Origin of the sequence: Cryobacterium sp. TMT1-2-2, assembly GCF_004403505.1 — a bacterium.
In the GTDB taxonomy this organism is placed as follows: Bacteria; Actinomycetota; Actinomycetes; order Actinomycetales; family Microbacteriaceae; genus Cryobacterium; species Cryobacterium flavum.
In genome coordinates this window covers 165829-188475 of record NZ_SOGS01000023.1, presented here as the reverse complement: position 1 = coordinate 188475, position 22647 = coordinate 165829, and the positions used below count along the sequence as shown (strand labels likewise).

At 61.3% G+C, this 22647-nt stretch carries 31 protein-coding genes; 12 read left to right on the top strand and 19 right to left on the bottom strand.

Annotated features, from left to right (window positions below; all coding sequences use genetic code 11):
- Positions 1-261: 261 nt before the first annotated feature.
- Together E3T35_RS13930 and E3T35_RS13925 are read right to left on the bottom strand one after the other, a co-directional pair.
- A complete protein-coding gene (locus tag E3T35_RS13930; protein WP_134379645.1) occupies positions 262-771 on the bottom strand; it encodes a hypothetical protein in 510 nt (169 codons plus the stop codon).
- Between the two features lie 157 nt (positions 772-928).
- Entirely contained in the window at positions 929-1528 is a 600-nt protein-coding gene (locus tag E3T35_RS13925; protein WP_206750660.1) for a helix-turn-helix domain-containing protein, read from the bottom strand.
- 104 nt (positions 1529-1632) lie between these two features.
- On the opposite strand from E3T35_RS13925, the gene E3T35_RS13920 reads away from it, so the two are divergent.
- The 4 genes from E3T35_RS13920 (at position 1633) to E3T35_RS19375 (ending at position 3649) form a co-directional block, all read left to right on the top strand.
- A complete protein-coding gene (locus E3T35_RS13920; protein WP_134345611.1) occupies positions 1633-1842 on the top strand; it encodes an AlpA family transcriptional regulator in 210 nt (69 codons plus the stop codon).
- Positions 1843-2005: 163 nt separating this feature from the next.
- Positions 2006-2422, top strand: a complete 417-nt coding sequence (locus E3T35_RS13915) for a hypothetical protein (RefSeq protein WP_134379641.1) — start codon at positions 2006-2008, stop codon at positions 2420-2422.
- A 425-nt stretch (positions 2423-2847) separates the two neighbouring features.
- On the top strand, positions 2848-3210 hold the full coding sequence (locus tag E3T35_RS19380) for a single-stranded DNA-binding protein (protein ID WP_166789975.1): 363 nt from the start codon (positions 2848-2850) through the stop codon (positions 3208-3210).
- 271 nt (positions 3211-3481) lie between these two features.
- The gene (locus tag E3T35_RS19375; RefSeq protein WP_166789974.1) at positions 3482-3649 is read left to right on the top strand and encodes a hypothetical protein; all 168 of its coding nucleotides are present in this window, start codon (positions 3482-3484) and stop codon (positions 3647-3649) included.
- A gap of 62 nt (positions 3650-3711) precedes the next feature.
- Here the strand turns inward: E3T35_RS19375 and E3T35_RS20260 are convergent, their stop codons facing one another.
- The 3 genes from E3T35_RS20260 to E3T35_RS13890 form a co-directional block, all read right to left on the bottom strand.
- Positions 3712-4350 carry a DUF2510 domain-containing protein gene (locus tag E3T35_RS20260; protein ID WP_166789973.1) on the bottom strand — a complete coding sequence of 213 codons (639 nt, stop codon included), beginning with the start codon at positions 4348-4350 and terminating at the stop codon, positions 3712-3714.
- A 996-nt stretch (positions 4351-5346) separates the two neighbouring features.
- Positions 5347-5892, bottom strand: a complete 546-nt coding sequence (locus E3T35_RS13895; RefSeq protein WP_134345606.1) for a GNAT family N-acetyltransferase — start codon at positions 5890-5892, stop codon at positions 5347-5349.
- A gap of 292 nt (positions 5893-6184) precedes the next feature.
- Positions 6185-6742, bottom strand: a complete 558-nt coding sequence (locus E3T35_RS13890) for a TetR family transcriptional regulator (RefSeq protein WP_166789972.1) — start codon at positions 6740-6742, stop codon at positions 6185-6187.
- Between the two features lie 37 nt (positions 6743-6779).
- On the opposite strand from E3T35_RS13890, the gene E3T35_RS13885 reads away from it, so the two are divergent.
- The 4 genes from E3T35_RS13885 (at position 6780) to E3T35_RS13875 (ending at position 9321) form a co-directional block, all read left to right on the top strand.
- Positions 6780-7964, top strand: a complete 1185-nt coding sequence (locus E3T35_RS13885) for an FAD-dependent oxidoreductase (RefSeq protein ID WP_134379631.1) — start codon at positions 6780-6782, stop codon at positions 7962-7964.
- A gap of 358 nt (positions 7965-8322) precedes the next feature.
- Positions 8323-8481 carry an NUDIX domain-containing protein gene (locus tag E3T35_RS20255; protein ID WP_370449163.1) on the top strand — a complete coding sequence of 53 codons (159 nt, stop codon included), beginning with the start codon at positions 8323-8325 and terminating at the stop codon, positions 8479-8481.
- An 8-nt stretch (positions 8482-8489) separates the two neighbouring features.
- The gene (locus tag E3T35_RS19605; protein ID WP_198421034.1) at positions 8490-8729 is read left to right on the top strand and encodes a hypothetical protein; all 240 of its coding nucleotides are present in this window, start codon (positions 8490-8492) and stop codon (positions 8727-8729) included.
- Between the two features lie 130 nt (positions 8730-8859).
- Positions 8860-9321 (top strand): TIGR00730 family Rossman fold protein, encoded by a 462-nt coding sequence (locus E3T35_RS13875; RefSeq protein ID WP_198417755.1) that lies wholly within the window; start codon positions 8860-8862, stop codon positions 9319-9321.
- A 101-nt stretch (positions 9322-9422) separates the two neighbouring features.
- Here the strand turns inward: E3T35_RS13875 and E3T35_RS13870 are convergent, their stop codons facing one another.
- On the bottom strand, positions 9423-10262 hold the full coding sequence (locus tag E3T35_RS13870; protein WP_241988864.1) for an arginase family protein: 840 nt from the start codon (positions 10260-10262) through the stop codon (positions 9423-9425).
- Positions 10263-10561: 299 nt separating this feature from the next.
- Between E3T35_RS13870 and E3T35_RS13865 the strand changes: the two genes are divergently transcribed.
- On the top strand, positions 10562-11104 hold the full coding sequence (locus tag E3T35_RS13865; RefSeq protein ID WP_134379627.1) for an NAD(P)H-binding protein: 543 nt from the start codon (positions 10562-10564) through the stop codon (positions 11102-11104).
- A gap of 467 nt (positions 11105-11571) precedes the next feature.
- Here the strand turns inward: E3T35_RS13865 and E3T35_RS13860 are convergent, their stop codons facing one another.
- Genes E3T35_RS13860 through E3T35_RS13850 form a run of 3 tightly spaced genes read right to left on the bottom strand, consistent with a single transcriptional unit; the run spans position 11572 to position 14113 of the window.
- A complete protein-coding gene (locus tag E3T35_RS13860) occupies positions 11572-12402 on the bottom strand; it encodes an alpha/beta fold hydrolase (protein WP_134379625.1) in 831 nt (276 codons plus the stop codon).
- Entirely contained in the window at positions 12402-13649 is a 1248-nt protein-coding gene (locus E3T35_RS13855; RefSeq protein WP_255578019.1) for an RNA polymerase sigma factor, read from the bottom strand. The genes E3T35_RS13860 and E3T35_RS13855 overlap by 1 nt, the downstream gene beginning before the upstream one ends.
- Complete coding sequence (locus tag E3T35_RS13850; protein ID WP_241988863.1) at positions 13634-14113, bottom strand: YciI family protein; 480 nt, start codon at positions 14111-14113, stop codon at positions 13634-13636. The genes E3T35_RS13855 and E3T35_RS13850 overlap by 16 nt, the downstream gene beginning before the upstream one ends.
- On the opposite strand from E3T35_RS13850, the gene E3T35_RS19370 reads away from it, so the two are divergent.
- Positions 14103-14450, top strand: a complete 348-nt coding sequence (locus E3T35_RS19370) for a YciI family protein (RefSeq protein WP_166789971.1) — start codon at positions 14103-14105, stop codon at positions 14448-14450. The two genes, E3T35_RS13850 and E3T35_RS19370, sit on opposite strands and share 11 nt — an antisense overlap.
- A 28-nt stretch (positions 14451-14478) precedes the next feature.
- On the opposite strand, the gene E3T35_RS20055 is transcribed toward E3T35_RS19370, so the two are convergent.
- Positions 14479-14709 (bottom strand): DUF4913 domain-containing protein, encoded by a 231-nt coding sequence (locus tag E3T35_RS20055; protein WP_255578018.1) that lies wholly within the window; start codon positions 14707-14709, stop codon positions 14479-14481.
- Positions 14710-14962: 253 nt separating this feature from the next.
- On the opposite strand from E3T35_RS20055, the gene E3T35_RS19365 reads away from it, so the two are divergent.
- Entirely contained in the window at positions 14963-15112 is a 150-nt protein-coding gene (locus E3T35_RS19365; protein WP_166789970.1) for a hypothetical protein, read from the top strand.
- Between the two features lie 119 nt (positions 15113-15231).
- Here E3T35_RS19365 and E3T35_RS13835 read toward each other — a convergent pair whose 3' ends face one another.
- The 3 genes from E3T35_RS13835 to E3T35_RS13825 are packed head-to-tail and all read right to left on the bottom strand — an operon-like array spanning position 15232 to position 16687.
- Entirely contained in the window at positions 15232-15693 is a 462-nt protein-coding gene (locus E3T35_RS13835) for an SRPBCC domain-containing protein (protein ID WP_134379617.1), read from the bottom strand.
- 9 nt (positions 15694-15702) lie between these two features.
- Complete coding sequence (locus tag E3T35_RS13830) at positions 15703-16347, bottom strand: dihydrofolate reductase family protein (protein ID WP_134379615.1); 645 nt, start codon at positions 16345-16347, stop codon at positions 15703-15705.
- Between the two features lies 1 nt (position 16348).
- On the bottom strand, positions 16349-16687 hold the full coding sequence (locus E3T35_RS13825) for a helix-turn-helix transcriptional regulator (protein ID WP_134379613.1): 339 nt from the start codon (positions 16685-16687) through the stop codon (positions 16349-16351).
- Between the two features lie 314 nt (positions 16688-17001).
- Between E3T35_RS13825 and E3T35_RS13820 the strand changes: the two genes are divergently transcribed.
- The gene (locus E3T35_RS13820; RefSeq protein WP_166789969.1) at positions 17002-17685 is read left to right on the top strand and encodes a maleylpyruvate isomerase family mycothiol-dependent enzyme; all 684 of its coding nucleotides are present in this window, start codon (positions 17002-17004) and stop codon (positions 17683-17685) included.
- Between the two features lie 90 nt (positions 17686-17775).
- Here E3T35_RS13820 and E3T35_RS13815 read toward each other — a convergent pair whose 3' ends face one another.
- The 6 genes from E3T35_RS13815 to E3T35_RS13790 all read right to left on the bottom strand — a co-directional run bounded on the left by E3T35_RS13815 (position 17776) and on the right by E3T35_RS13790 (position 22336).
- Positions 17776-18261, bottom strand: a complete 486-nt coding sequence (locus E3T35_RS13815) for a hypothetical protein (RefSeq protein ID WP_134379609.1) — start codon at positions 18259-18261, stop codon at positions 17776-17778.
- 54 nt (positions 18262-18315) lie between these two features.
- On the bottom strand, positions 18316-18636 hold the full coding sequence (locus E3T35_RS13810) for a metalloregulator ArsR/SmtB family transcription factor (protein ID WP_134379607.1): 321 nt from the start codon (positions 18634-18636) through the stop codon (positions 18316-18318).
- Positions 18633-19199 (bottom strand): SRPBCC domain-containing protein, encoded by a 567-nt coding sequence (locus E3T35_RS13805; RefSeq protein ID WP_241988861.1) that lies wholly within the window; start codon positions 19197-19199, stop codon positions 18633-18635. Before E3T35_RS13805 ends, E3T35_RS13810 begins: the two co-directional genes overlap by 4 nt.
- A gap of 153 nt (positions 19200-19352) precedes the next feature.
- Positions 19353-19922 carry an alpha/beta fold hydrolase gene (locus E3T35_RS13800; protein ID WP_166789968.1) on the bottom strand — a complete coding sequence of 190 codons (570 nt, stop codon included), beginning with the start codon at positions 19920-19922 and terminating at the stop codon, positions 19353-19355.
- 612 nt (positions 19923-20534) lie between these two features.
- Positions 20535-21725 (bottom strand): glycosyltransferase, encoded by a 1191-nt coding sequence (locus tag E3T35_RS13795; RefSeq protein WP_134379603.1) that lies wholly within the window; start codon positions 21723-21725, stop codon positions 20535-20537.
- Positions 21725-22336, bottom strand: coding sequence for a TetR/AcrR family transcriptional regulator (locus E3T35_RS13790; RefSeq protein WP_134379601.1), 612 nt, complete (start codon positions 22334-22336; stop codon positions 21725-21727). The genes E3T35_RS13795 and E3T35_RS13790 overlap by 1 nt, the downstream gene beginning before the upstream one ends.
- Between the last annotated feature and the right edge of the window lie 311 nt (positions 22337-22647).

The window sequence follows — 22647 nt, the reverse complement described above, 5'->3', positions numbered from 1 at the left end:
CGCATCGCCTTCGGATTCAAATCACCCAACGCCCTCATCGCCCTCGCCATGCTCAGCCTCGGCGGTCACAAACCAATGCTCCCCGGACGGAATTAACCCACGGAAGAGTCAGGAGAGCCATAATTTCGGGCTTTTTGACTGACTCAGACGCCCGTGGAACGACGTCACTTTCATACAAATGTGTTCAAAATGTGTTCACGGTGAAGACCAGCTTTGGTGGAGCCGCGGTGCTATTCCGAAATTGGAATTACTCACCGTTTGCTAGAACGTTTCTGGTTCCGCGAGGTCCCAGCCTACGGAGACGAGATAAGAACGTAACTGAGCGATGCGCTGCTCCACCTCGCTGATATTGTCCTTAGTCGTTCGGGACGCGTCGGAAGCACTAGCTGATGCATCGGTCGTGTGTTCGATTTCGCGCCTGGTGGCTAATCGCCTGCGTTCGCGCAGCTGCGCGTGGAGCTCCCGCATCGCTTGCAGCTCTATACGTTCGTGACGTTCATCGGCGGTTGCCCACCGATATGCGCCTTCGCGTTCGCCCGAAATCCAAGCGTCGAACTCGACAACGGTCATGCCATCAAAGCTAGGGCTGAGGTTGGCGACATCCAAGGCAGCCAGGGGTCGGGCGATTGGCGCGAGTAAGAAAATCGGCGGAACTCGAAGTGCTTTGGCGATGTTGAGGAGTTGACTCACTGGGAGGTCGTGCTTCCGACCGGCCTCGATGTTTTGCACGACAGCTTCGGTGACGTTGTCGCCGGGGATGAGGTCGGCCAAGGCTCATGCCGAATGGATGCCATGCTGTTTGAGGATCGCCTGGAGGCGGTTGCCGATCCCAACTTGCGCCAGAAAGTTCGTCACGCGCACAGAGTACAACTCGCGGGCCAGTTCTCTGCGGCTCCCACGCGGCAATGCTTTGGCCTAGCCTCAGTGGTTACTGGGCCCAGCCTTCGAGGTCCCACCCCGTATCGGCAAGGTAGGTGCTGAGCTGTTCAATTCGCCGGTTTGCCTCGGCCAGTTGTTCCTTGGTGGTATCCCAGATCGGGGGTTCGACGGTGGCTTCGCCCGGTGGGGTGAGCTCTGCCTCGATGGACGCGTTGATGGTGAGGCGTCTGCGTTCCCGCAGGCTGGCGATGAGTTCTCGCATGGCCTCGAGCTGGGAGCGTTCCGTGCGCTCGGTCAGGTCTCGCCACCGGTAGGCGCCGTCGGTTTCACCGGAGATCCAGGCGTCGAACTCTGCGACGGTCATGCCCTCGAACGTGTCGCTGAGGTTGACCAGGTCCAGTTGGTCATGGGGACGACCAATTGGTGCCAGCAGAAAGACAGGCGGGACTCGTAGGGCGTGGGAGATGTTCAGGAGTTGGCTGACCGAGAGGTCTTGTTTGCGGCCGGCTTCGAGGTTTTGCAGGATGGCTTCGGTGACGTTTCCGCCGGGCATCAGCTCGGCGAGGTCCTTGGCGGAGCGGATCCCGTGCCGTTTGCGGATGGCTTGGATCCGCTCGCCGATTCCGGCCTGCCTTACAAAACCTGTCATGCCGACACCGTACAGCCATTGGTCCTTGTCAAACATTGAAAAGCGTTTTATTGTGATCGCAACACGAAGTAACGAGTATCTCGTGTCACCGAAGGGACGTAATCATGACTGAAGAATTCATCCTCCCCGTCGTCGTCGCAGAACTCACCGGCCTAACCGTCGGCGGGCTGGCCCACCTGCGCTACCTGGGTCGGGGACCACGGTTCTACAAGCCGACGCCGAAGAGGGTCTTGTACAAGCGATCCGAAGTGATCGCCTGGGTCGAGGCGAGCGCGCAGACACAGACGAGCGAACGCGCTCTCGTGGCGCGGTGAGGCCGCATCTCCTGCTGCGAGCGACGAGAACGGCCGCCGGCGGCAGATCAAAGAAAAAGCCCCGGGTTGCACCCCGGGGCAAGGATCGAACACCCGCAAAGGATCTGATCTGTGACCAGAGTACTGAAATTCTGCGATCTCGCAACGCTTCGCACCCGACCTGGTGGGTGAGAGCACTGTGGGCCTCTATGCGGCGAAGGGTGCCGTTCTCGTGGCTGCACGTTTGGGTCTGGGGCACGCGGCGACCCGGTTGCTGCTGCACATGGCTCTGGAAAGCTGGGACGACACCGACAACCCCGGCAATCAACCGCCGCGCCGGTACTTCGCATCCCGCGAATCATCGGCGATCGCCTTGGGCTATCTGGCCCCCGACAACGGATCAGAGTCTGCGCATCATTCGGTCAAACGGGCGATTGCCGAACTCGTCGCCAGCGGCGCTATCGAGCGAGTCAGCTCCGGCTATCGCGGCCACAACGCCGAGTTCAATCTGCTCGTCGACAGCAGAAAACCGGGCGGTCACCGGGGGTATGAAACTAACGTCATTCCGATGCTTCGGCGCGGAGGTTTGGGGGCCGTTTAGCGTACCGATAGGGGGCCAGATCTGGCCCTATAGGGGGCCGCTGACCGGCCCCCCTAACAGTACTAACAGGACAAACAAAATATTAACAGTACGCGCGCGCGAGAAGCGCCTGTGGATAACTTGCCTCAAACGCCCGCCGACTGCCCCTCGATCGCAGCCATAAATGGCTCGATGCGACACCGCGTAAAACACAATTTGTGGCCTGTCCGGCCGATCACTGTAGCTGGGTACGCGCCACCGTTCCCAGATTCTCAGACACGGCCGCAGGCTCCCTTATTTCGTCAGAGATTCAGTGCCCTCAGGGCGCTCTCGCTCCCTCTCGATTTCTCTCGCCGGACGGCACAAAAAACAGTTGGTCGAAGAATCAAAGCCACCGACAACCCACCGCAAGTCAACGCACCACACCCATCGAAGGAGAAGCACTCGTGACCAAACGCACCATCATCGGCAACCTGGCTCTCGACCCCGAGGTCGTCACAGCAGGCAGCATCCAGATCACCAAGCTGCGCGTCATCGAAAACACCGGTGAATACCGCGGCGGCAAATGGCTCGCCCACGCCGCCGCCACCACTCACTTCGTGGAAGCCAAGTTCGAGCTCGGCCAGAACGTCGCCGCCACCCTGCACAAAGGTGACCGCGTGATCGTTGTTGGCCGTGAACACACCGACAGCTGGGGCGACGACCAGTCACGCCAATACGGACGCGTCATCGACGCCGCCAACGTCGGACCCGACCTCAACCGGGCTGTCGCCACCGTACGCCGCAACTCCAAGCCCGACACCGAATAACCATCCAGGGTGGGCCGCACGCGCGGCCCACCCACACAACCTCGTGAAAGGAGCATCACTATGAACGACCACGACAGCGAACTGATCACCCGGGCGAATGAGCTGGCCGACATCGCACGCAGCCTGGCTCACGCGACTCGAGCGATCGACCGGCCCTACGACTCGTATCTGCTGCTGGGATGTCTGACCGCGACCCAGCGCTCGCTGGGCCAGGTTTACGACCAGCTCGCCAACTGGCACAGCACCGTCATCGACGGCGTCGAGTACAACGGTGAAGACGGGCGGCGCCGGCTGCGCACCTGGAGTCGCCCGTGCCGAACTCGGCCTCCGCGATGCCGCACAATTCGCCGGCATCGTCGAAGATGCCCTCCTGCAAGCCCACAACGCAAACACCGTCGTCCGCTGGTTCGACAGCATCAAGAAGTTCCCGCAGCTGTAAATGCAGGGAGACTCTGATCTCCCGAGAGGGGCTAACAGATCGATGCGTGAGTGGTTCTAGCGCTAACGCGGCATCGAATAGTCGCAGCTCGCTATTCCGTACGCACCACTCGACGTGTTCTCGGAGACGGTAACTCCATCAACGATAATCTTGCACGTCACAGTCCCGCGGTCGCCTCGATTCTGGGCCGAGATATATAGGAAAGCGCCCGGGGCAGTGGTGTGACTCACGCCGATTTCGCCATCTGTGTTCGTCATCGGCAGCTTGACGTCGTGTTGCTCTGTCCCCGTCCCTGACGAAGCTGTGATGCTCGCCGAGGAGGCTGTTCCTTCCACAAAGTAGGTAGCGCGTAACGCCGGCGCTGGGGCCGGGGGCTCTGCGGGAATTGCCCGTGTATCTGCAGAGCGGGACGACGTCGAGTCTGGAGAGCTGAGCGCGGTAGCGAATGCAATAACGATGGCAATGACCGCTGCCCCCACGATGATCCAAACGGTTAGCGCCAGGCACCCGGGCCCGGTCCTTACACTGGGCAGAGTTACCGCAGGCAGAATAGGAGACTGCGCCAGACCTACAGGCGCGGCAGAACTTCCAGCCGGCCGCGCATAGGCGGTCCAGTTTGCACCGTCCCAGTAGCGCTCAGCCTCGTCGCCTCTTGGGTCGGGATACCAGCCCGCTGATGGGTTATTTGGCGAGGCGGTCATCCATCCAGCATGGGCCACCCGACGCATGCTGGCGATCTGGTGACTGCCCCAGTTAGTGGGGTTCCCACTGGCTTCAATGGTGCTCTGCGTGAGCCCCACGGTTGCGGATGTGGCGGTCGATGCGGAGCCGCTCAAGATGAATTTGGTGGCTTCGCCGAGAGGCGAGTAACGGCGCGGGTATTCGTTTACCTATTCACCGGCAGCGAATAGGTAAACGAATAGGTAAGGGGTCTCTTTCCCTGTCCCACCGCCACCCCCTCGCTGCGCTCGCTTCCCAACCTCCCACACCCATCGTTCCTCAGTGTGTAGGAGGTTTGGAAGTAAAGGGGTGGTGGTGGGACAGGGAAAGAGAAGAAAAAAGTAGAAGAAAAAAATACATAAAAGAAGAAAACTGAAAAGAAAAAGAAAAAGAAAAAGAAAAAGAAAAAGAGAAAAACAAAAACAAAAGACAGAGAAGTAGTGAGAAAAGATGAGAAGAGGTGAGAAAAAGTGGCAGGAAAAGGCATGAATCGGCGTGGTCAGCTTCCTGCCGCCCTCGTGGATCCGATGGATTGCACAGGGCGGGTCATTCATGGCTTGTGGCTGGGCGACAGCGTCGACGACGGGTGTGATGGCAAGACGTACTGCAGAGTGAAACGGGTCGCGTGGAGACGCTGATCAGTAGTGAAGACCACAATGCTCAAAGCCACAGGTGCCAAGGTCAGCGCTACGACGTTCGAAGCTGTTGAGTTCGAAGGGCACACAGTCTGTTCAGCCGACCGTCTGCCGCGCATGACTGTCATGACAACGATCTCTCACAACCAGACTTCAACGCCCGACCCAGCCAGTGTCGACCTCCGGCTGAGTTACTCCGTCGATGTAACCGCCCTGGTCAAATGAAAGCTGGCGGAGTCTTCGTCAGAAGAACAGACCACGATTGTGCCCTGAGCAACTAGAGATTTCCAGAGACAGTGAGTGTGGCACGTCGCCGATGACCGCGGCAACCAGTCACCCGTTTCAGGTGCGGTCGCTGGCGAGCAGCCCGAAGACTACGGTGTCGGCCCATTCCCCCTTGCTCCACCAGCTCTGGCGGAGCTGCCCCTCGTGTTGCATCCCGACCCGGCGAGCGAGGTTCGAGGACGCTGCGTTCCGTCCGTCCATCTGCGCTGCTACCCGATGCACATCGTACTCATCGAACGCCAAGTCGAGGACCGCGCTGACAGCCTCGCTCGCGAACCCTCGGCCCCCCTGCTTTGGATCAAGGACCCATCCGATCTCCGTGCACCTTCGTTCCAAGTCGGTGAACCACAGCAGCACGTCACCGACTGGAGCCCCTTCGTGCTCGATGACGAGTGCGAGCGCGCCGGACACGCCGTCCAGGCCAGTCTGCAACACGCGCTTGGTGCTCTTGGCGCGAGCCACCTCTACCGTCCAGGGCTCGTCCAGGAGATAGATCGCGACGTCCGGTTGGGAGTAGACGCCGAGTAGCCAGTGGGCGTCCGATGCGACATGCAACCGGAGTACGAGTCGATCTGTTGACAGTGGGAATGCGGGGGAGCACATATTGAATGACCATACAGGAAACGCCACTCCCTGCCGGTCGGTACTTGCCGCCCGTAATCCAGATGACTAGCGTGCGCGCCCCACGTGACCAGGCGGCCGTATCCCGCCGCTACAGGGATGCCCATTTACTCCCATTCGATGCACGCGGGGGTTCCTTATCTGCAGCACCCTCGGCGGCATCATGCAACTATCCTTCGAACGTGCATTGCTTCTAGCGGATCCTCACGCGGAGCTCTCGTTGACAAGCAGGTCGACTGCTTGAGTCTCCAGTCGCGCACGAGGCGACTATCGTTCAGCGCATCATCGACAGCAAATGTGTCGCGGCCTGCCCTTCGGTCATCGCAGTCATCGATGGCAATGTGAGTACGTAGCGTGAGAAGATCACACCGATGAGCGCTGTGGCTATGCGACGGGCGCGCTCCTGGCCGAATTCCGCCGTCAGCGTTTCAAATACGGTGTGCTGGAGGTATGACGACAGCGCTTGTGCGTGTGGGCCACCAGCGATGAGTTGGCGGGCGAACCTGGTGAGCTGCTCGCCTTGCTCAGGATGCTCCCATACAGCTATCAGCCCGCGGGCGAGGCGTGCGAGATCAATTTTCCCGTCGGGCATTATTGCCGCGGCGATCACGTGGTGAGGGGCTACGCGCAACGCAACGGCCGCCGCAATGAGGTCATCCCTTGACCCGAAATAATAATTGACCAGAGTATGGCTGACGCCGACTTCATTCGCCAGGTTACGGGAAGAGATCTCGGTCAGGTCGCCGACCTCAAAGTGGCGCTGTGCGGCATCGAGCAGGCGTTTTCTGGCGGAGGCTCCACCGAGGGGTCGTCCGCGTACGTTATTGACCACACTCGCATGATTGCATGTTGAGGAGGATTCTGTGCGCATGAATAAAAATTTCGAGACCGACTGTGTGATCGTCGGCGGCGGTCCAGCCGGAATGATGACGGCACTATTGCTGCTCCGTAATGGTGTGAAGGTCACTGTGGTTGAGAAGCACGCAGACTTCCTCCGCGACTTTCGCGGTGACACGATTCACCCGTCCACCCAGGAACTACTCGAGGAACTCGGTCTTCTGAACGAGTTCCTCGCCCGACCTCACTCCGACATGGAACGCGTGACTCTCAGCTGGTACAGTACCGAGCTCGTGCTGGCCGACTTCAGCCATCTTCCCACCCGCCGCAAAACCATGACGTTCATGCCGCAGTGGGACTTCCTCGACCTGCTCGCTGACGCGTGCTCGAGGCATCCTGGGTTCCGCCTTCTCCGATCGACTCGTATCGACGCATTATCCAGCGAGGAAGGGCGGATCGTCGGGGTCACCGGCACTGCGCCCGATGGCGACATGAGCATCCGTGGTCGCCTCGTCATCGACGCCTCCGGTCGTGACTCGGTTGTCCGTGCCCAGGCCGGTCTAACTCCGGTCGGTGTCGCGGCGGCAATGGATGTGCTCTGGTTTCGACTGTCGAAGCGACCCGATGAGCATTACCCGTTCATCCAAGCGGGCGCCGGAATGATCATCACTATCGACCGTGACGATTTCTTCCAGATTGCTCATGTGATCCCGGCCGGCAGCTGGAACGGCTCGAAAGACGACATCGCTCAAATGAAACAGCGCATAGCTTTCATCGCCCCGAGGATGCAGGAAGCCGTTGCACCCATCTCCGCCGCCGACGTGCAAGTGCTGAACGTACGGCTAGAACGCCTGCGCGAATGGAGTGTCGATGGGCTCCTCTGCATAGGGGACGCAGCTCACGCTATGTCGCCGGCTGGTGGCGTCGGTATCAACCTCGCGATTCAGGATGCCGTCGCGACCGCTCGCATCCTCGGACCCGTGCTGCGCAGCGGAACGCCCAGCCGCGCCGACCTCCGTCGCGTACAGCGTCGGCGATCCTGGCCGGCGCGCATCACTCAGATAGTTCAACGCCGACTACAGGAACCGCTGCTATCCACGCACGCGCCCGGGACCCCGTTGCCACTACCGCTACAACTCCTCCGTGACCACCCTGCCTCCGCCCGGCTTACCGGGCGATTCGTCGGACTGGGCGCGAGGCCAGAGCACATCCATTGAACGTGTGAGACCAAGTCTCGTTGTCCTGAAACGCAAGATCTGTGCTCGTAGTGCCCGACGGTTCCGGACTGAGTGCAAACGGAGCTATCACTGTGCTGGGCAAGTCATTTCGAGCAGGATTACAGATCGAATGGGAGGCGTCACGGGAAAGGCGCCAACCGGGGCAAAGGACGGCTCGAAATCCGACTACTTCTGGGTCGGCTAGCGCCACACTTTTAATCCCAAATTTTATTTCACGGACGGTGAGCGACGCAGTTCGGGCACGAAACCGGCCACCGCTTCAAGAAGCTGGAATTGTGTCACAAGGGAACCCTCTGTGGGATGCGTCTTGAGGGTGGAGGCTTGGTAGCGTGACGGGATGATTACTCAAACGCTCGTTGTCGCTGCGGTGTGCTTTCGCGACGGCGCCGGCAGGATACTTACCGTCCGTAAGCGCGGTACAAGTTTTTTCATGCTGCCCGGTGGCAAATCCGATCCCGGGGAAACTTCCGGTGCGGCCGCTCCGGGAAGTTTATGAGGAGCTGGGTGGGCGTAACGGTCGCGAAGGAAGACCTCGCCCTGCTGGGCAGCTGGACTGCCACCACCGCAAACGAGTTTGACACAATCGTCGACGCGACCGTCTATCGTAGCGATGTCGTCATAGCGCCGGTAGCGTCGGCGGAAATTGTTGAGCTGCGATGGACAGATCCCACCGTCACGACCGAACTGGACTTTCCACTCGCGCCGCTGCTCCTTGAATTCGTGTTTCCCGCTCTGGCTGCCTAATGCAGGTCGCAATCTTCACTGGATCCGCGTCTGGTCACCGCCCAGTGTTTGCTGAACGTGCAGCCCGGCTCGCTCGCACCTTGGCTGAACCGGAATCGGGATCGTTTATGGCGGCGGCAATGTTGGCTTGATGGGCGTCATCGCGACCGAGGCCGTCAGCCACGGTGGTTCCGTCATCGGCGTTATGCCGGGCTCTCTCGTCGACCGAGAATTGGCCCATCCAGGCCTCACCCGACTGGAAATCGTTGAGTCCATGCACGAGTGCAAAGCCCACATGGCAGAGTTGTCCGACGCCTTCATCGCTCTTCCGGGCGGGACCTGGACCCTGGAGGAATTCTTCGAGGTCTGGACCTGGCAGCAGCTAGGAATCCACAACAAACCAGTCGCTCTGTACAACATCGATGGCTTCTGGGGTCCCCTCATCGCGACGATCGATGCCGGCGTGGACGCAGGATTTCTCCGGAGGACCTACCGGGACTCGCTGATCATTTCCGACAACGCTCAAGACTTGCTCAACCAGCTCACGATCTGGGAGCCAGCACCGCATAAATGGAATGAACGAGGCACAACACCCGTGGTCCCTCTGCCGTAAAGTCTCACCAAAACGCCGAAGGGCATCCGAGAGCGATAAGGCGACCGTGGCGCTCATGCAGGCGTTCAATATCTGTCGCGGCGACCTCGTAAGTCGAACCTTCATCGCTTCACTTGATGCCCCATGTCCGCCATGCCCACTGCGATGATTTCGGCCAAGAGGGTGGCGTGGCGTCCGTTGGGATCAAGATCGGGATCGAATACTGTGACTTGGCCTCCGATCGCTCCGGGGGCGAGCGCCTTGAGGAGTTCGACGAGTTGTTCCGGGTTGAGCCCGCCAGGATCGGGGCTGTCAACGGCCGGCATGAAGATGGGGTCGAGCACGTCGACATCGAGGTGCAGCCAGTAGCCGGCGCTCCCAATGGTGGTTCGAGCGGCTCTCGCCGTCTCGGTCATTCCGATCTCGGTCGATCGGTGGGCGGGTAGGACGAGGCCGAGGAAGCGTCGGACCTCGTCGACATGTTGGTCGTCTTCGCGGCATCCAATGTGAACGGTGTTGGCGGGCGAGAAGTACGGTCCGCGGCCGTCGATGTTGGCGACTGCCGGCCAGTGCAGACCAACGGCCGCGGCGAGATCCTCTCCGGCGACGCTGGCGCACTGATCCGAGTTTCCGGGATGACGGAAGTCTGTGTGCCCATCGATGTGAACGAGGCCCGCGTTGTTCTGGAGCGCGAGCCCAGCCGCCACGAGAAGGCTGCAGTCACCTCCGATCACCAGCGGCGCCCGGCCGTCCGCGATGACTCCAGCGATCCGGCGCGCGAGGCGACGCGCGTGGTCGATTAACTGAGCTTCGTTTCGCACGTGGTCGGCGGCGCGAGTGATGTCGTCATCGACATACCGACCGGGAAGGACCACTCCTCCATCGACAGCGCCGTCTACTATCAAACGACGGAACAGACCCGCTTCTCGAAGTGCCTCAGGCGCCTTGGATGTGCCCGGCACGCTTCCCGGCTCGGGAGGTCGAAGCCCTAGGTTGGACGGTGCAGATAGTAGCGTGATCACGCACCCAGACTGTCAGGTCCGCAGAATGGCGTCGACCATTCCCGACCGCTTTACTACTACTACGAAAGTTTGCCGAAGCAGAAGTGCTCGCAAACCGAACCCACTACGGGACGAGTGATTTGTCGCGAGAGGTCCGCAAGCGCCCAGGCGACGTGCGCGAAAGTCTCGCCGCCAATGCGATCGGATTTTATAGACGAATCTTCCAAGGTGAAGCCAGGGACGACGAAGCGAATGGACCCATGAACAAGCACTTCGTTGTTGGAGCGGGCCTGATCGGCTGTCTGCTCGCCGAACGCCTCGCGGCGCGCGGCGACACGGTGACCATCGCGACCCGCTCAGGCTCTACCGCCGTCGGTGTGACCACCCTGGTACTGGATGCCAGTGATCCGGCCACCTTTGTGCAAGCTGCAACGGATGCCTCGACCATCTTTGTCTGCACGAATCCGCCATACACCGACTGGGCCGCACAATGGCCGCCCATCTTCGATGCGGCTATCGCCGCCGCATCCGCCATGGGCGCCCGGATCGTCGTGATGGGCAACCTGTACCCGTATGGGTCGCCGACCGGCGCAATGTCCGAACACTCTCCCGAGACGACCACCGAAGTCAAGGGACTGATTCGCCGGGCCGGATGGGCGAAGATACGCACCGCCCACGACACCGGCTACATCCGCGCCGTCGAGGTGCGCGCCAGCGACTACGTCGCGCGGCATACGGCTCTCCGCGACTCAAAACGAAATCCAGTAGACACCGAGCGAACCCACTGCGAAGCGGGCGACTAGGAGCAAGACGATGACCGCTATTGCGATGGTCAGCCAGAGCCACCATCGGCGGCCGGTATTCGCGATGGCCAACGCGATGAGGATGGGAACGGAGAGATACATCATGGACACGACCAGTAGGGGAGCGGCGAATCCAAGGGAAGATACGCCACTTACTGAGGCGATGACGGCCACCGAAGGGATCAAGGAAATGGCTGTGGTGATGGTTCCAACTACTCCGACCGCCCAAGCGAGCACGAATTGGATAGTGCGTGTGAGTCGCGGTTTCTCGGCTATCACTTCGTTGTTACCTTCTGCGTGCTGGTTGTTGGTTCGAGTAAGGATGCACAGAATGATGGGGTCAGCGTCGACTTGCCAGAGGATGCCGGCGTCGTTGACGATGCCATAACTTCCTGCACCGGTCTTATCCGCGAGCTCGTATGCGCCGGTCAGTCCCGCGCGTGTACGGGTGGGCGCAAGGGGGCACCTCAGTGCATTTCGGCCTGTTGCCGTAACCAGTCCATGGCCAGAATGCTTGCGTTCAGAATTGAGACGTGGCCGTCTCGTGGCCGGGTCCAGAGTTCGGCGTCGGGGAGGTGTTCGAGCAGCCACTGGGAGTGAGAGGGAGGGACGATGCGGTCATCGCCGCCGTGTGCGAGGAGTACGGGTATCCGGACGCGTGACAGATCAACGCCCCATGGTTTCACGAAGGCAAGGTCGTCAGCGATCAGCCCCTCGGGGCCAGCTGCCGTCGCGGCCCCTGCGTCTGCGTTGAGTGATGTCCACTCCGACTTCAGCGCGGAATAGTCTCGCGAATTGAAACTTTCTTCATCGAAGTTGGAAGTTCGTTCGTAGATTACGCGGGCATCTTCTCCGTGTTGCGCCGCACGCAGGGACGGCCCACCGCCAACCATTCCGGCGAACCAGTTGAAGTCAGTGGTGAAGGGCGCGAGACTTGCAAACGTTGCTACAGCCCGCACCCTGTCACCCACAATCGCAGCGCAGGCCAGGGCGTGAGGCCCGCCCCCGGAAGCGCCCATGACGGCGATCTGGTCGATGCCCATCGCATCGATGAGTTGCTCGACGTCGGCTGCGGCGTCGGTGACGGTGCGACCGGGTTGAGCTGACGAGTCTCCGTAACTTGGTCGTGCGTAAGAGATCCAGCGGATGCCGCGCAGCGCAGCGGCTCGCAGGTGCGGTTCGAGGGCTGCTCCAGTTTGTGGCGAGCCGTGGTGCCAGACAACGGTCAGGGGAGCGTGAACTCCGTTGGTGCTGTCGTAAACGTCCAGCGTTCGCCCGTCCGTCAGGGTAATGTTCATCAGCGTCTCATTTCTGTCAGGCGTTTGCCCAGGTAGCGTTTCTCGGCCTCTGATGGGGCCAGTTGAAGTGCTTTTTCGTATTCGATTGCGGCTTCGGTCCTTCGACCCATCCTGCGCAGCAAATCGGCGCGTGTCGCCGGGAGTAAGTAGTAGTCGTCCATGCCCTGCGAGGTGACGAGCTCGTCGATAAGGGCTAGGCCGACTACTGGTCCCTGGGACATGGCCACCGCGACCGCGCGATTGAGTTCCACTACCGGTGAGGCATCGATGACGGCGAGAGCGTCGTACAGTTCAACGATGCGCGCGAAGTTCGTGCGTGCAGCATCCGAAGCCTCGAGGTGGCAGGCGGCAATGTGGGCCTGCAGCCCATATCGGCCTGCGCGCGGTACCGGCGACCGAAGGATGGTGAGGGCCTCAGTAATGGCATCCCGGTCCCACAACGATCTGTCTTGCTCTTCAAGGGTGACGACATCTCCGGCAGCGTCGGTGCGAGCTGCGGTACGCGCATGATGCAGCAACATCAGGGCAAGGAGCGCGCGAACTTCATCGTCGTCGGGCATCAGCTCGACGAGCAGCCGGGTGAGCCGGATCGCTTCATGAAGGAGAGGAACTCGGATGAGAGCCTCCCCGCCGGTGGCGGAGTACCCCTCGGTGAACAATAAGTACAGCACCGCCAGTACACCGTCGCGCCGTTCCGGCAAGAGGTGGGGCGGTGGCACACGGTAGGGGATACCGGCGTGCTTGATCTTTGCCCTGGCACGCACCAGTCTTTTTTCCATCGCCGGCTCGGTCACGAGAAAGGCACGCGCGACCTGCGCGGGAGTGAGGCCCGCTACGGTTCGCAGCGTCAGGGCAACGCGGTCATCCATCGAAAGTGCGGGGTGGCAGCAGGTGAAAATGAGACGGAGACGATCATCCATGTCTACCCCCATGTCTGGATCGGGCTCGATCGGTTCGTATGCGTCGACTTCGCTTGCTTCGACGGCAACCCGCCGAAGCGCGCGGTCTTCGGCGCCCGCGTGCCGAAGCAGATCGATCGCGCGCCTCTTGGCCACCGTGGTTAGCCACGCGCCAGGATTATCCGGAATACCACCCTTGCGCCAGTCAGAGAGCGCCCTCGCAAACGCATCCTGTGCAGAATCCTCGGCAAGGGCGAAGTCGCCGGTCATGCGAATCACAGTGGAGATGATGCGCGCAGTTTCCTCGGCAGAGGCACGAGCGATGGCATCCGCTACTCGATCGGCCACATCGGCCTGATCTCGATCTGACCGAGCTGGGCCATCGGATGCCTCGCCGCGATCTCAATCGCCGCATCGAGGTCGCCGCACTCGATCACGTCATATCCAGCGATCCACTCCGTCGTTTCAGCGAACGGTCCCGCCGTGACGCTGAGTCGCCCGCCACGCAGTTTTACCGTCGTCGCATCGTTCGCTGGGCGCAGGCGATCACCGTGACGTCTGGTGCCCCCTTCAGTGGTTTCGGCGACCCATTCTTCGATGGTGTGGCCAGTCGGTTCGGTTGTCGGTGCCGTCGAGTCTGTGCAGATGAAGAGCATGTATTCCATAATCCGGTCCTTCGCTTGTCGTTGTGTGAACTCGACGTACGGGATGAGCACTTCAGGACAGCGCGTCAAAACGCGGTGTCCTCCTAGTCTTTCGCTATACGTCGCAGTAACAAATACATCGCTGAAGGAGTTCCTAATGAAGTACATGATTTTGATCCACACGAGTGCAGCCAGCGACCTTGCGATCCAAAGCGAAGCCCTCGCTGAGTTTGAAGCCGCCCACGGTGCAGTTATCGGCGAGCTCTCAACCACCGGCGAGTTGATCGACACGCACGAGCTGGCAGTGCCCGGCGCGAAAGTGGTTCGCACTAACGGCGGTCTTTCTGTAACCAACGGACCATTCGCGGAAACCACCGAATGGGTGGGCGGGTACTACATCATCGACGTCGCAAGCGAAGATCGCGCGATCCAAATTGCTGCACGCTTCGTTGAAGCCCGTTACGCAGCAGTTGAAGTGCGCGCCCTCGTCGGGCCGTCAACGTAGCGAGTGAACAGTGTTGATGTGAAAGTCATCACATCAGCGGGCTCGGGTCGCGGTCGCTGTTGCGGGCCCGGGAGGTCGCGAACGGTCCTTCCGGGGAGGTGAGCAGCCGCATGTGGTGGTCTGCGTGGTCGCGCCACCACACGCTCATGCCGAAGGTCAGTTTCAGGTGCAGTGCTTCCCGCGCCTGCGAGAACGCGATATCCGAGATTTCGGGACTCCACGAAAGTGGGAACGGCCGGCAGCGCCAGCAGGCGGTCATCGCCTGTGAAGAGACCCTTTGGTTTCTCGTCTGGAAGCGGGAAGTCTCCGTGTTTAAAAGCAATCAAACAAGAGCTTTCATCAGGTCCCACGCGCGCTGTATCGGTCCTTACGATCGGGGACAGCTCGTTAGGTCGTCGAATGAAATGTCATGAGGAACCTTGTCGATGAAACCAAGAGTGATGGGCGCGGAACCCGGGAGGCACGTAGAGCGCCGGCATGATGCCTCAGACAGTGCGTGTTCGCCACGGCTCGTGATCGTGCGCGAGTCAGACCAGCTCGGGGCCGAGCGCGCGCACCCGCAGCTGGCCTTCAGTGTGCGGCTCGTCGAGCTCCCGACGCTGGACGTAGACCGGTTTACCGGCGAAAAGGTGGTTGCCGCCGCGGTGGTGGTTGATTTGTGAGTCACTAGGACCTCTAGTGACTCCTCCATTTTGGTCAAGCGCCGACGGCTTTCCAAGGGGATCGTGTGCGCAGCCGGAACACCGGGGCCGCGTGCGGGAGGTGCGTCACGCGAGGTGCGTCACGCGAGGTAGTTGCCCAGAGCCTCAAGCAGGCCCCGGGTGCCTTGCTCACGGCCCGGCCCATCGGCCCAGAACTGGTCGAAGAAGACACCGTGTTCGACGTGCGTGAACCGGGTGCCCCCGGTGATCGGCTCGAACTCTAACGACGCCACCGACGTCGACATGTGGACCCCGTCGAGCCACATGTCGTACGTCGTGACGATGCGAACGTGCTCGACGATGTCGGTGTACGTGGCCTCGTACCGCGAGGCCGGACCGTCGTGAAACGTCCCCTCGTCGACGTCGCGTCCGCCGACGCGGAAGTCGAACACCCACTCACCGGGCTCGGCGGCATCGCCGGCGCCGTACCAGCCCAGCTTCTGGTTCTCTTCGGCGAACGCGTCCCAGACGCGCTCAAGGGGAACAGGGTAGTCGCGGGTCAGAGTGAACCCGGCGCGGGCGAGTCGGCGTTCGATCGTCATGAGTACGTCCTAACGTGCGAAAGTAACGTGGATCGTGCCACTCTCGGCCACTTCCGTCGTCACCTTGTGGGTGAGGTCGAAGCCGCGCAGGACGTCCCACAGTCGATTACCCCGTCCAAGGAAGATCGGGGCGACGAAGAGGTGCAAGTCGTCGACCAGGCCGGCGCGCAGAAAGTCGCGCGCCGTGCTGTACCCACCGCCGACGCGCACGTCTAATCCGCCGGCAGCCTCAGTCGCCTCGGCGAGCACGTCCTCGATTGCGGCGCTGCGGAAGTGGAAGATCGTTCCGCCCTCCATCGGGATCGACGGACGCGGTGCGGTGTGGGAGAGGACGTAGACCGGGGTGCCGAACGACGGCTTGTCACCCCACCAGCCCTTCCAGTCCACATCGTCTGGAAAGGCTTGCAGCCCGAACTTCCCTGCTCCCATGATCTCGGAGCCGGCGCCCTCGAAGGACGCGATGGCGTAACGGTCGTCGACACCGGTCGTGCCGGCGCCGGTGGTGTCGCCGAGAACGTTCTTCCGGAACGTGCGGGTCGCGCCGAACGCCGCCGTGAGGCGTCCCCAGTCGGTGCCCATCGGGTTGTCGGGTGTCGGGTCGGCCGGCGTGTAGCCGTCCAGCGAGGTGAACAGGTCGATGCGTACGCGTGTCATGTCAGGTTCCCTTCGGGGTGGTGCGGGTTAGGTGGACGCCGAGCCGGTCGGCTTGGTGTTCTGCGGGGGTTCGCTGCTCGCCGAGCCACAGGTGTAGGACGTCGAGGGCGCCCGGTCGAAGGCTCACGGTGCGGACGCGTCCGTGCTTCTGCGACGTGACCAGTCCCGCGTTCTCGAGGACGCGCAGGTGCTGCATGAGCGACGGCAACGCCATCGAGAACGGTGCCGCGAGTTCGGACACGACTGCTGGGGACTTCGCCAACCGTTCCACGACGGCCCGGCGCGTCGGATCCGCGAGAGCGCGGAGCACGGCGTCGAGCTCGTCGTGATACTTAGGCACATACCTTATTATTCTTGAAGGGCAGGGATTCGTCAATCGGCTCACGCCAGGAACGTGTCGCGCGTTTGAAGTTTCTCCGGAATTAGACGTTTAGCACCAGTGTCATTTCCCGTACTCGCCTGCACAAATTATCCACACCGACGTCGACCCTTGCTGCCGTCCTGCATGGGGAACGCTGAATGGGACTTTCAGAGAGTCACTGGGCGGAACACCCGCACGTGTCCAAAGGAGTTTGCTGGTCGCCGCGACAAAATCGAGTAGTTGAAATCGGTAGTCTTACTGTGGCGAATGCTTGTAAGGGACCCCCTCGACAGGTGACCTTTTTGATGACCACCCGTTTCGGAGGCCAATTAGCCGTGACAACGACAGGCGTAGAGACGCTGTACGCCGCTGAGCGCGACCGATTCGCCGAGGATCTCGCCGGTCTCGATGACGCATCCTGGCAGACGCCGAGCCTGTGTCACGGGTGGACAGTGCGCGACTTGTGCGCGCATCTGCTCATGCCCTACGAACTAGGATTTGGCAGCTTTATTGTCGGACTCGCGCAAGCGCGCTTCAACTTCGACGAGTTCGCTTATCGCTGGGCCAGGACTGACCGGCGAACCGGCGCCGAGCTGACGCGCTTGATCGCGAAGACCAATGTTGCCGGTTTCGCGGTCCCCGGCGCGGGAGAACTCGCCCCACTGGCACACTTGGCCATTCACTCCGGAGACGTTCGTCGGCCGCTCGGCCTTGCTGGTCGGATTTCTCCTGAAGCGGGCTGGATGGTGCTCAATGAGCTGACGAGCGGCAGGCACTCGGTCGGTGACGATCTCCTTCGTGGACTGCGCTTCCAAGCCACCGATACCGACTGGTCGCTGGGTGGAGGACCCGAAGTCAGTGGCGATGTCGCTACTCTCCTCAGCGCACTCAACCGCCGTCGTACGGCCGCGGCTGACTTGGCGGGCGCCGGTGCAGACGAGTTCCGGTCCCGCTTGGGAAGGGTGAGTGGACGCTGATGCACGTCGAGCGAATCGGAATCGTGCATAAATGTTTGTTCGCGAAATTAGCTGGCACCTGAGTTGTGTCGACTCCGGCCGAGAGTGCCGCTATGAGATGTGCTCGCGCACGGCGACGCGAAGGTCGAGGAGTTGTTGAGTGTGGACGGGAACGTGGTCTTCAGCGAGCCCGTCGATGAGGCTTGCAAGGGGGATGGGCTGATCTAGCACGAGCGCGTCGTTAGACAGCAGGAGCGCCGGGATCAGCACGGAGGAAGTTTGGTCGTTGAGTTGATCGGCGATGTCGCACAATATCGTGGCTTGATTTCGAACGTGGTCGATCAAGTTGGACCTACCTGAGTGGGCGGCGATGATCCGGTCCAGGTTCCAGGAATCGAGAGAAATCCGGTTGTCGAAGCTGGGACGCGAGCCCGCAACGACTCCGAGCGCAACCGCCGCGATAGCGGCATCCACGCTGAGGAGATGAGCCAATATCTGATCGGCGTTCCAACCCCCGTCACCATCTTCGCTGAGGTCGGGAATGGATGCCGTTTCGAACAGCTTTTCGTAGGCGCTTCGAAGGGCTGTAGTGATCATGAGGTGCTTCCTCTACGTCTTGTTTTGTCGGCCGGGATCAGCGTCTTGGCGACGCTAAATTGTTTCGGCGATCTGGGTGATCCGTTGTATCCGTGCGTCCCACGACGCCCCGACGGTGGAGAGCTGCGCTACCGCGCGAGCGAACTGTGCATCGTCCAACCGATAGCACATCTCCCGTCCGATGGGCGCGGCGTGCACCAAGCCAACACGGTGGAGTATTCCAAGGTGTTTTGCAACGGCCTGACGCGTCACGGGAAGTTCGTGGCTGAGGCTGGTTGCCGTGCCACCGCCAGCAGCCAAGAGCATGTCGAGCATGCGCCGCCGAGTCGGGTCGCCGATCGCAGACCACAGGTCATCGTCGATTTCCGCAGTCATTGGGCGGCAACCAGCTGCCAGAGATGATCGCGAAGGCTGGCCAAGTGCGTATCCCAGCCGACGGAGTGCTCCTTGTATTGTTCCTCGAGGACGGCAGCCTCCCAACCCATTTCGCGGAATCCCACCTCGGTAAGACGAACCACGGTGCCAGTGCCAGACGGCACGAGTTCAAAGGTCACCAGCAACGAGTTAGCAGGGGTCGCGACCTCACCGAGGGGATAGACCCAACGGAAGGAAAACAAACGAGGCTGTTCAGCATCAACCACGGTGATAGAAGCGACCTCCACCTCAGCTTTGGCTTTGTCTCCCCAAACAAGTTCACCGACAGCACCCGGGACAGGCTCCAGGAGAGCTTCAGCATGCCACCATTCCCGGATGTGCGCGGGACTGTTGATGACTTTGTAAACCACCTCGGGCGAGGCGGCGATGCGGAACTCGCGATCGATGCGTCCGTACTCCATTTTCGTCCGACCTTCTGCAATGTTTGGTTGCACGTCACCATAACCCCACGCACCCGCTTCGCGCAACCGAAGGTTGCTTGAGTGAGTGGAAATGCCGGACATTATCGGTACACCCGACTCGGCGATTACCGGCTGTCGCGCAGGTCCCGTGTGGGGAACGCTCAGCGGGCTCAGCAGTCGTAGCCAACGCGCCTGTGACTGCGAACGCTCGATAGTGGCGTTCTATTGTTCCTAGGGCGCCAGGGAAACAACCGATCAGACGGTTAGGTCCAGCCACGCGATGATGGCGGCGCGTGCTGCTGCAGGTTGCTCGTGGAACAGGAAGTGCCCGGCGTCTTTAATAACCGTGTAGCTGGCCGTGGTCAGTGCTGCCGCTGATTCTTCGGCGACAGCAATAGGAATGAGGCGATCGCCAGCACCGTGAATGATCGCGGTCGGGCAGGTAATCGCGGGCAGCAGATAACGCAGGTCAGCTCGATTCACAACAGCCTGCTGTTGCCGGAGAAACGCGTCGGCGCCAACCGGGGTCGTCATCTGTCGCCAGATGGCGAGAAGTGTTTCATCGGATTCGTTCTCTGCCGCGACCACGCCGGGAAAGGCGGCATCGATCAGAGCCGTGAATTGTCCTGCTTCGACGAGGGCCGATTGTCGAGCGCGGGCCGCTTTCTGCTCATCAGTGTCAGCCCGAGCGGATGTGCTCACGAGCGCGAGTGCGGTAATGCGCTCGGGTGCCTGCCGCATCACCTCGAGGGCAACATACCCGCCCATACTCGTTCCGAGAACAGCGAAGTCTCCTGTGTTCTCGCACAGGAGACGTTCTGCCATGGCCGCGATGGTTTTATCGCGGCGTGTATCTGCCATGGTGACTTGCCCTCGCGACCAGAGCGTGTCGAGCACGGGGACGTAGGCAAGAGGCGAGCAGAGGAGGGGCGGGACCACGATTATCTTCATAACTTTATTGTTCCTCCTGTCTGTGACATCGCTCAGTGAGCAGTGCCCACAAGCCGGACGGCGATCGGCACACCCGAGACGGCGATCACCGTCTGTCGCACAGTTCCCGTATGGGAACCTCCACCGGACACACCCTGGCGTTGACGAGCACCGTTGCTGTGACTGTTAATCAGTAATGGCGGGTAATCGCAGCTTCAATTGGCGGTTCTGTCGCCCGGGCTCATGCTAGTCGGGCTCATTGTCAGGTCCGAGTACCTGATATTGGCGCCGCACCTGCGGAAATCAGTGCGTTCCTGACTCCTGTTTGTGGTTGCATTCTTCGATCCGCAACCGCAACCGCAACCGCAACCGCAACCGCAACCGCAACCGCCACCGCCACCGCATCATTAACGAAACCCAATCGCGGGACGGTTAGTTTCGGAGACCAAATTTCGGTTGCCGACAGGTCGGTGTGTTCAGCAGGGCTCTTGCCTCGTTGAGATGAGTTCAGTGGATCGCGGCGAGGAGGGTCAGCGCCGTTAGGGTTCCGTCCTCGGCGGACATGGCCTTGGCGACCTCGGTGATGCGGGGACGGCACTGCTCCGCCTCGTCGAGTGCGGCGCTGAGGGCTGGGACGGTCAACGCACGTTGCGGGATCGGCGCGGGTGTCAGACCCATTTCGTAGAGACGGGATCCCCAGAACGGCTGGTCAGCGATGAATGGCACGATCACCGATGGTGTTGCGGCAGTCATCGCGGCGTGCACGGTGCCGATGCCGCCGTGATGCACTGCCGCGGTCGCGTGTTGAAGCACCGCCGTATGCGACACGGTCTGCACGACGAGCACGTCGGCGCCGAGGCGATCCGGGGGCACCTCGATGCCGCCGACACCGGTAGCGATGAGACAGCGGCTCCCGCGCTCCCGCGCTACGTCTACGATTGCGCCTCCACGCCATGTGGCGTTTCCCACCGCCATCGAGCCGAAGCCCGCATAGATGAATGGACCGTCTGTGACGAACTCGGCGACTTCGAGCTCGAGAGCAGCCAATCGGTGTGCGCGAGTCCAGGGGCCGGTGAGGTGCACCGATTCTGGCCAGTCGTCGGGGCGCGGAAGGATCGCTGGGCTGATGGGCATGAGAGTGGCAGCGGGGGCAGAAACCTTGCGCTTCCGTGCGCCGACCATTCTGCGCACCTCACCAAGTTCAGAGCGGAACATCATCGATGCCGCGCCCGCCGCCTGATACGTCAAGCAATTCAGGGGGCCGATTCCGCGAGTAATTGTGCCTGCGGCGGGAAAGGCCCTAGTGGGCGTAAGAGTCGGCACGATTTCGACCACGACGTGTGGCACTCCCAGTGCATCCGCTACCAGCGGAGCCGACAGGACCTTCGGGTGGTAGACAATCAGGTCGGGCTCGTACTCGAGCGCCGCTCGCGCACCGCCGACGATGACGCCTCGCATCACCGGGCGCACCACGGAGCGGTAGTTACGTAGCGCCGCCGTGATAGAAACGCCCTGATCCTCGATCATGCGCGTGTAGTCCACCCCCATGCTTGCGACATCGAGGTCACCCATCTCAACGCCCGAATTCTCCGGGGCGACAAGGCGCACCTCGTGCCCCGCCGCACACGCCCGCTCGGCCAGGGCCGCGAAAGGCTCGACATCACCCCGCGAGCCCGCCGTTGCCAGCAAAATCCTCATTACCGTTCTCCTCGGACGCCCATCGCAGCATCGAGCAGCCCACTGTCCGTGACGAGACCGCGCGTGTAAATCTCCGCAATTGGAACCGCAAGTCGCGCCATTGCCGCGTCCAAGCCTGCGTCTGCCCACCGGGTGAGGTGCGCAGAGAAAGCGAACGGCGTAAGTCCCAGCACGAGCAGCGCCATTGCCTGCGCGTCGGGGTCGGACGATCCGCGCAAAGAGCCCGACTCCGCGCCCTCCGCGACCACCGCACGCGCCATCCCCAGCAGCACATCGAACAGTTCGCGAGACTCCTCGGAGTCCTCCGCGACCGCACGCGTCGCATACGAGCCGTACTGAACGAAGACCGCGTCAAGCCTTTCGGCGGCTGAGGCGTCCGGTCGGCCTTTGTCGCGCAGGAAGTCCACGACGCGACGGTTGCACTCTCGACGGAGGCCGTCCTTGCTGCCGAAGTGGTGAATTACCAGAGCGGCACTCACCCCAGCATCCGCGGCAATCTCCCGGATGGTCGCCGCGGCGAATCCGTCCCGAGCGAAGCGCTTGAACGCCGCAGCTACTATCCGCGCACTCATCTTCAGGTCACTCCACGGCAACGTGGTGTCTGAACTCATGTTCAGTAATCTACTCACTTGTTCAGATTTGCGTCAATACTGCAATCGCAACCGGAGCGTCGGCGCTTGAGCGACGTGCAACTAGGTATTCACGAACGACCGTCCATGAGACACCCGGGGCGGTCGTGCTCCAGATCTGTGAATCACGGCGCTAATGGCGGGCTTTTCGCAGCGCTGAACGTCACCCCAACGCACGTAAGCCGATCCTTCAACAGTGTGATCAGACCGTTCCGCCGGTCGCACGGATCGCCTCATTGACCGGCGTGTGTCTACTCTGCCCGTCTTTAAATGCCGCGATACGGTCTTGATGC

Coding starts and splice junctions, on each gene's coding strand:
- E3T35_RS13925 (WP_206750660.1), bottom strand. CDS start 1,528: ATGACAGGTTTTGTAAGGCAGGCCGGAATCGGCGAGCGGATCCAAGCC.
- E3T35_RS13920 (WP_134345611.1), top strand. CDS start 1,633: ATGACTGAAGAATTCATCCTCCCCGTCGTCGTCGCAGAACTCACCGGC.
- E3T35_RS20260 (WP_166789973.1), bottom strand. CDS start 4,350: ATGACCGCCTCGCCAAATAACCCATCAGCGGGCTGGTATCCCGACCCA.
- E3T35_RS13895 (WP_134345606.1), bottom strand. CDS start 5,892: ATGTGCTCCCCCGCATTCCCACTGTCAACAGATCGACTCGTACTCCGG.
- E3T35_RS13885 (WP_134379631.1), top strand. CDS start 6,780: ATGAATAAAAATTTCGAGACCGACTGTGTGATCGTCGGCGGCGGTCCA.
- E3T35_RS20255 (WP_370449163.1), top strand. CDS start 8,323: ATGATTACTCAAACGCTCGTTGTCGCTGCGGTGTGCTTTCGCGACGGC.
- E3T35_RS13875 (WP_198417755.1), top strand. CDS start 8,860: ATGGGCGTCATCGCGACCGAGGCCGTCAGCCACGGTGGTTCCGTCATC.
- E3T35_RS13865 (WP_134379627.1), top strand. CDS start 10,562: ATGAACAAGCACTTCGTTGTTGGAGCGGGCCTGATCGGCTGTCTGCTC.
- E3T35_RS13860 (WP_134379625.1), bottom strand. CDS start 12,402: ATGAACATTACCCTGACGGACGGGCGAACGCTGGACGTTTACGACAGC.
- E3T35_RS19370 (WP_166789971.1), top strand. CDS start 14,103: ATGAAGTACATGATTTTGATCCACACGAGTGCAGCCAGCGACCTTGCG.
- E3T35_RS13850 (WP_241988863.1), bottom strand. CDS start 14,113: ATGTACTTCATTAGGAACTCCTTCAGCGATGTATTTGTTACTGCGACG.
- E3T35_RS20055 (WP_255578018.1), bottom strand. CDS start 14,709: ATGACCGCCTGCTGGCGCTGCCGGCCGTTCCCACTTTCGTGGAGTCCC.
- E3T35_RS13835 (WP_134379617.1), bottom strand. CDS start 15,693: ATGACGATCGAACGCCGACTCGCCCGCGCCGGGTTCACTCTGACCCGC.
- E3T35_RS13830 (WP_134379615.1), bottom strand. CDS start 16,347: ATGACACGCGTACGCATCGACCTGTTCACCTCGCTGGACGGCTACACG.
- E3T35_RS13815 (WP_134379609.1), bottom strand. CDS start 18,261: ATGATCACTACAGCCCTTCGAAGCGCCTACGAAAAGCTGTTCGAAACG.
- E3T35_RS13810 (WP_134379607.1), bottom strand. CDS start 18,636: ATGACTGCGGAAATCGACGATGACCTGTGGTCTGCGATCGGCGACCCG.
- E3T35_RS13805 (WP_241988861.1), bottom strand. CDS start 19,199: ATGTCCGGCATTTCCACTCACTCAAGCAACCTTCGGTTGCGCGAAGCG.
- E3T35_RS13800 (WP_166789968.1), bottom strand. CDS start 19,922: ATGGCAGAACGTCTCCTGTGCGAGAACACAGGAGACTTCGCTGTTCTC.
- E3T35_RS13795 (WP_134379603.1), bottom strand. CDS start 21,725: ATGAGGATTTTGCTGGCAACGGCGGGCTCGCGGGGTGATGTCGAGCCT.
- E3T35_RS13790 (WP_134379601.1), bottom strand. CDS start 22,336: ATGAGTTCAGACACCACGTTGCCGTGGAGTGACCTGAAGATGAGTGCG.